The sequence below is a fragment of the Pseudomonas sp. MT92 genome (genome assembly GCF_058792515.1).
In genome coordinates, this window is the sequence record NZ_JBXAFA010000027.1 from 46,352 (window position 1) to 52,351 (window position 6,000).

At 62.8% G+C, this 6,000-nt stretch carries 5 protein-coding genes; 3 read left to right on the forward strand and 2 right to left on the reverse strand.

Features of this window, described 5'->3' with window-relative positions:
* Positions 1-4: 4 nt before the first annotated feature.
* Positions 5-1,522, reverse strand: a complete 1,518-nt coding sequence (locus AC1Q6D_RS31675) for an aldehyde dehydrogenase family protein (RefSeq protein WP_103406235.1) — start codon at positions 1,520-1,522, stop codon at positions 5-7.
* 53 nt (positions 1,523-1,575) lie between these two features.
* Positions 1,576-2,574 (reverse strand): agmatinase, encoded by a 999-nt coding sequence (gene speB / locus AC1Q6D_RS31680; protein WP_090323432.1) that lies wholly within the window; start codon positions 2,572-2,574, stop codon positions 1,576-1,578.
* A 150-nt stretch (positions 2,575-2,724) separates the two neighbouring features.
* Between speB and AC1Q6D_RS31685 the strand changes: the two genes are divergently transcribed.
* The 3 genes from AC1Q6D_RS31685 to gcvH all read left to right on the forward strand — a co-directional run bounded on the left by AC1Q6D_RS31685 (position 2,725) and on the right by gcvH (position 5,944).
* Positions 2,725-3,648, forward strand: coding sequence for a LysR family transcriptional regulator (locus AC1Q6D_RS31685; RefSeq protein ID WP_103406234.1), 924 nt, complete (start codon positions 2,725-2,727; stop codon positions 3,646-3,648).
* A gap of 76 nt (positions 3,649-3,724) precedes the next feature.
* A complete protein-coding gene (gcsR, locus tag AC1Q6D_RS31690) occupies positions 3,725-5,233 on the forward strand; it encodes a transcriptional regulator GcsR (RefSeq protein WP_103406233.1) in 1,509 nt (502 codons plus the stop codon).
* Positions 5,234-5,566: 333 nt separating this feature from the next.
* Positions 5,567-5,944 (forward strand): glycine cleavage system protein GcvH, encoded by a 378-nt coding sequence (gene gcvH / locus AC1Q6D_RS31695; protein ID WP_103406232.1) that lies wholly within the window; start codon positions 5,567-5,569, stop codon positions 5,942-5,944.
* Positions 5,945-6,000 lie beyond the last annotated feature (56 nt).

Here is a 6,000-nt window from a genome sequence, read left to right on the forward strand (position 1 = left end):
CTGATCAGCTTCGGCCCGGCAGCGTGATCCACACCGCCTTGGTCTCGAGCAGGTAGTCCAACTGCTCGGCGCCCAGGTCCTTGCCGAACCCGGACTGCTTGTAGCCGCCGAACGGCATCGACGGGTCGAGGGTGCCGTGGGCGTTGACGTAGACCGAGCCTGCCTTCAGGCGCGGAATCAGGCTGTGCACCTTGCCCAGGTCATTGGAATACAGGGCCGCCGCCAGGCCATAGGGCGAGTCATTGGCCAGCGCCAGTGCCTGTTCCTCATCGTCGAAGGGTGCGGTGACCAGCACCGGGCCGAAGATCTCCTCCTGGACGATGCGCATGTCGTTGCGGCAATGGGCGAAAATGGTCGGCTCGACGAAGAAGCCTGGGCCCTCGACCGGTTGGCCGCCGTAGACCAGTTGGGCGCCCTCCTGCTTGCCAGTCTCGATGTACTCGGTCACGCGCTGCTTTTGCAGGGCCGAGACCAGCGGGCCGATGAAGCAGTCAGGGTCCATCCCCGGCGCGATCTTCAGGGTGCGGGTGTAGGCGATCAGCTCGCGCAGGAATTGGTCATAGACACTGCTGTGAATATAGGCCCGTGTGCCGGCGTCGCATACCTGTCCCGAGTTGAAAAACACCCCGTTGGCGACCGCCTGCGCAGCCGCCGGAATATCGGCGTCGGCGAACACGATGACCGGTGATTTGCCACCCAGTTCCAGGGTCAGGCGCTTCATGTCGTCCAGCGCGGCGCGGCCCACGGTGCGGCCGACCGGGGTCGATCCGGTGAAGGTCAGTTTGTCGATGCCAGGGTGAGTGGCCATGGCCGCGCCGACCACGCTGCCGCCCCCGGTGACGATGTTGATCACCCCGTCCGGGATGCCCGCTTCCTGCACCAATTCGGCAAAGCGCAGGGCCGACAGCGACGTCAGTTCAGCCGGTTTGACGACCACCGTGCAGCCGGTGGCCAGGGCCGCGCCCAGTTTCCAGGCCATGGTTTGCAGCGGGAAGTTCCACGGCACGATGGCACCGACCACGCCCACCGCTTCCTTGCGGGTGTAGGCCAGGTAATTGCCCGGCAGCGACGGCTCGACGGTACGCCCGTGAAGCTTGGTGGCCCAACCAGCGAAGTAGCGCAGGGTATCGACGGTGCCCTGGATATCGACGTCCCGGGCGAAGGCCACTGACTTGCCCATGTCGATCGATTCGATCTGCGCCAGCTCGGCGGCGTTTTGTTCGATCAGGTCAGCCAGGCGTTGCATCATCCGTTCGCGTTCGGCCGGTTTGGCCTGGCGCCAGGCGCCGCCGTCGAACTGGGCGCGGGCGGCTTGCACGGCACGGTCCAGATCAGCGGTGGTGCCCATGGGAATGCGCGTGATCACACCTTCGGTGGACGGCTCGATGACTTCGGACGTCTGGCCATCGCTGGCCTCGACCCAGGCGCCGCCGATGAACATTTTCTGGACCTTGCCAAGGAAGGTCTGGGTGGCCTCGCTGACGCCGAACTTTTGCAGGTAACTTTTGACGATCGTGTCCATTTTTATTCTCTCCGCCCGGCAGTCAGGTCCTGCCGGGTTTGGTGGTTTCGATATCAGGCTGGAGTGGCTTCGCTCTGGGCCGCACGCACCTTGCCCCGCTCGTGGAAGATGAAACCGATGCTGTTGAGCAGCAGTTGCGCGGCGAGGATCGAGGTCATGCCGGTCGGGTCGTACACCGGTGCCACTTCCACCAGGTCCATGCCGACGATGTTGCCTTTGCTGCGCTTGGCCAGGGCCTGGATGATTTCCAGCACTTCGTAGTAGAGGAAGCCGCCGTGGCTCGGGGTGCCGGTGCCAGGAGCGATGGACGGGTCGAAACCGTCGATGTCGATGGTGATGTAGTAGTTGATGTTCTGCGGGATCAGCGCCAGCACGCCTTCGACGCCCAGGCGGCGCACATCGCGTACCGAAAGGATTTTCGAACCGGCTTCGTGGGCCGCTTCGTAGTCGTCGCGGTTGGACGAGGACACGTTGCGGATGCCCATCTGGGTCATGCCGACGATGTGGTTCATTTCCGAGGCGCGGCGCAGCGGGTTGCCATGGCCGTAGCGCACGCCGTGGCGCTCGTCGACGAAATCCAGGTGCGCATCGAAGTGGATGATGTGGATCGGACCACGGCCTTCGAAGGCCTTGATCACCGGGGCGTGCACCGAGTGGTCGCCACCGAGCACCACCGGCATCACACCGGCATCGAGAATCTTGCGTACCGCGTATTCGGTGTTCTTGTTGCTGGTTTCCATATCGGTGTGGACGATGTCGGCATCCCCCACGTCGACCATGCGCACGTCGGCGGCGGTCAGGTACATCACGTCGTCTTCGTGGTCGTAGGCGCCGGCATGGCCGAAGGAAAACAGCGTCGATGCTTCACGAATCCCGCGTGGTCCAAAACGTGCGCCGGAGCGCCACTGGGTACCCATGTCATTGGGCACGCCGAGCACCGCGACGTCGGCATCCAGGGCATCCCAGTCGGTGCACACCGGGGATTTGCCAAAGGTGCAATGACCCACGAATGGCAGGTTCAGGCGACCGGATTCATAACCATTGTTCGACATGTCTAGCCTCTCCACTTCTTGTTTTCGGCCTGGCGGACTGCAAGGCGACCGCCGTTGGAAAGACTATGGGCGCAGCTTTTCGTGGAAAAAATGCTAAACATCAGATACTCATATCGGCATTACCGATGCATCCACACGCGGGAGGTCCCAGTGATTCAACTGCATGATGTCGACCTGAAGCTGCTCAGGGTGTTTGCCACCATTGTCCGCTGCGGCGGCTTCTCGGCCGCGCAGGCGGCGCTGAACGCCGGCCAGTCGACCATCAGCGAACAGATGACCCATCTGGAAACCCGGCTCGGGGTCAAGCTCTGCCAGCGCGGACGCAGCGGTTTTCGTCTGACCGAGCAAGGCGTGGCGATTCACGAAGCCACCCAGCGCCTGCTCTCGGCGGTGGAAAATTTCTGCATGGACGCCGACGTGCTCAAGCAGCACATCAGCGGCAAGCTCAACCTTGGGATCATCGACACCACCATCACCGACCCCGACTCGCCGATCCCGCGCACCACCCAGCGCTTCGTCTCCCGTGGGCACGATGTGCACCTCAACGTGTACGTCGGCACCCCCGCCGAACTGGAAGAGCGCGTGCTCGACGGCCGTCTGCACCTGGCCATCGGGCACTTCCCGATTCACGTGCCGGGGCTGCTGCATTCGCCCCTGTACCAGGAAGCGCTGGGGCTGTATTGCGGGCGGCGGCATCCGCTGTTTGGCAACCAGGCGGAAGGTGAGGAATTGCTCGAAGAGATCGCCGCGAGCCGCATTGTCGTGCGCGGCTACATGCAGCAGTACGACCTGGAACACCTGGGCGTCAGCAAGGCGGCAGCGACCGTGGACAACATCGAAGCCCTGGCGATTCTGATCATCTCCGGCGCTTACCTGGGCTTTCTGCCGGCACATTTCGCCGCGCAATGGATCAAGACCGGCGAGATGCACCAGCTGGCTCCCGCCAGTTTGCAGCTGATGTCGCCGTTCGACGTGATCACCCGTCGCGGCGCGGCTCCACCGCCGATTTTGCAGGCGTTTCTCGAAGACCTGGCGGCCTGTTCCCGCAAAACGCCTGCAGCCGAGAAGCATTGACGGCTCGCCAAATTCAAACAGCGCCCACCATACTCATCGACGCAACGTTTCGCTTCATCACCGCTCAAGGCCACCTATGCGCATCCACGTCACCTTCATCGACCGCGTCGGCATCACCCAGGAAGTCCTGGCCCTGCTGGGCGGACGCAGCTTCAACCTCGACGCCGTGGAGATGGTGCCGCCGAACGTCTACATCGATGCCCCGACCCTCGGCGCCGAAGTCCTGGAGGAGTTGCGCGAAGCCCTTTTCGGCGTGCGTGGCGTGCAAGCGGTGACCCTGGTCGACATCCTTCCGGGGCAACGCCGGCGCCTGCAACTGGATGCCTTGCTCGCCGCCAGTTCCGACCCGGTGCTGGCGGTGGATGAACGTGGTCATGTGCTGCTGGCCAACCCGGCGCTGATCGCCCTGTGCGGCCGCGAGCCGGCCGGTGAATCCCTGGGCACGCTGTTCGATGATCCCGACTTGCAATCGACATTGATCGCCCAGGGCTTCCGCCTGCCCATGCGCGAAGTCAGCCTCGGCGGCCACACCTTGCTGCTCGACGCCATGCCGATCACCGACGCCGGCGCCCTGCTCACCCTCTATCAACCGAACCGCATCGGCGAACGCCTGTCGGCGCTGCATCACGATCACGCCGAAGGCTTCGATGCGCTGTTGGGCGAGTCGCCGCCTATCCGTGCGCTGAAGGCACGGGCCCAGCGGGTGGCGGCCCTCGATGCGCCGCTGTTGATCCAGGGCGAAACCGGCACCGGCAAGGAACTGGTGGCCCGCGCCTGCCACGCCATCAGCGGCCGTTGCGACAAGCCGTTCCTGGCGCTCAATTGCGCGGCACTGCCGGAAAGCCTGGCCGAAAGCGAGCTGTTCGGCTACGCCCCCGGCGCCTTCACCGGCGCCCAGCGCGGCGGCAAACTCGGGCTGCTGGAACTGGCCGACCAGGGCACGGTGTTCCTCGACGAAGTGGGGGAAATGTCGCCGTACCTGCAGGCCAAGTTGTTGCGCTTTTTGAGCGATGGTTGCTTCCGTCGCGTGGGCGGCGATCGCGAGGTCAAGGTCAACGTGCGGATCCTCAGCGCCACCCATCGCAACCTGGAAAAAATGGTCAGCGAAGGTCACTTTCGCGAAGACCTGTTCTACCGCCTCAACGTGCTCAACCTGCAAGTGCCGCCGCTGCGCGAACGCGGCCATGACATCCTGCTGATGGCCCAGCACTTCATGCAGCAGGCGTGCGCGCAGATCCAGCGGCCGGTCTGCCGCCTGGCGCCGAGCACCTTTCCCGCCCTGCTCGGCAACCGCTGGCCGGGCAATGTGCGGCAACTGCAAAACGTGATCTTCCGCGCGGCGGCGATTTGCGAAAACCCGTTGGTCGACCTCGACGACCTCGACATTGCGCGCACGGCAGTGGAACGCCAGAACGATGGCGAAGTGGGTAGCCTGGAAGCGGCTGTCGAAGGTTTTGAAAAGAACCTGCTGGAGCAGTTGTATTGCAGCTATCCGTCCAGTCGATTGCTCGCGGCGCGCTTGCAGACCTCCCACAGCGCCATCGCCATTCGCTTGCGCAAGTACGGGATTCCCAACAAGGCCTGACCGCCGGTTTCAGCAACACTGAAAATCCCTGTGGGTTCGAGTGCTATTCAACAATGTATACAAATCGATACGACGTATCGAAATCAAGACAGAACGAGCTCAACCCGTCTCGCCCGGACTTCGCCCCCTGTTCCTTGCCTGCCTGTATTGATTTCAATACACGAGACCTCCAAGAAACTACCATAAACCATCTCAAGCCATTGATTTAAAACAATTAATTGGTTCTGGCACCGCCCTTGCTATGACTCCTTCAGCCACGCTCGCCACCCAAACGAGCCTGCCCATCGTCATTCGCCACCTGCAGCGAATGAGCCAGAACAATGAGGAGTAGACATGAGCGAATTGCGTTTTACCGTCGACCACGAATGGCTGCGCACCGAAGCTGACGGCACGGTCACCGTTGGCATTACCGCTTTTGCCCAACAGGCGCTGGGGGATGTGGTGTTTGTACAGGTGCCTGAGCTGGGCGACTTCGACGCTGGCACCGAAGTGTCGGTGCTGGAGTCGGTGAAGGCCGCCAGCAGCATCGGCATGCCGCTGGACGGTGAGGTGGTGGAAGTGAATTCGGCGCTCGACGCCAACCCTGAGTTGGTCAATGAAGATCCGCTGGGCGAAGGCTGGTTCTTCCGCTTCCAGCCTGCTGACGCTTCGGCGATCGCCCGCTTGCTCGATCAAGCCGCTTACGAACGCCTGATCAAAGCCAACGCCTAAGCCTGAGGAGCGCTGACATGACTCAAGTAAGCCTGACAACCGCCAACGAATTCATC

Coding starts and splice junctions, on each gene's coding strand:
- AC1Q6D_RS31675 (WP_103406235.1), bottom strand. CDS start 1,522: ATGGACACGATCGTCAAAAGTTACCTGCAAAAGTTCGGCGTCAGCGAG.
- speB (WP_090323432.1), bottom strand. CDS start 2,574: ATGTCGAACAATGGTTATGAATCCGGTCGCCTGAACCTGCCATTCGTG.
- gcsR (WP_103406233.1), top strand. CDS start 3,725: ATGCGCATCCACGTCACCTTCATCGACCGCGTCGGCATCACCCAGGAA.
- gcvH (WP_103406232.1), top strand. CDS start 5,567: ATGAGCGAATTGCGTTTTACCGTCGACCACGAATGGCTGCGCACCGAA.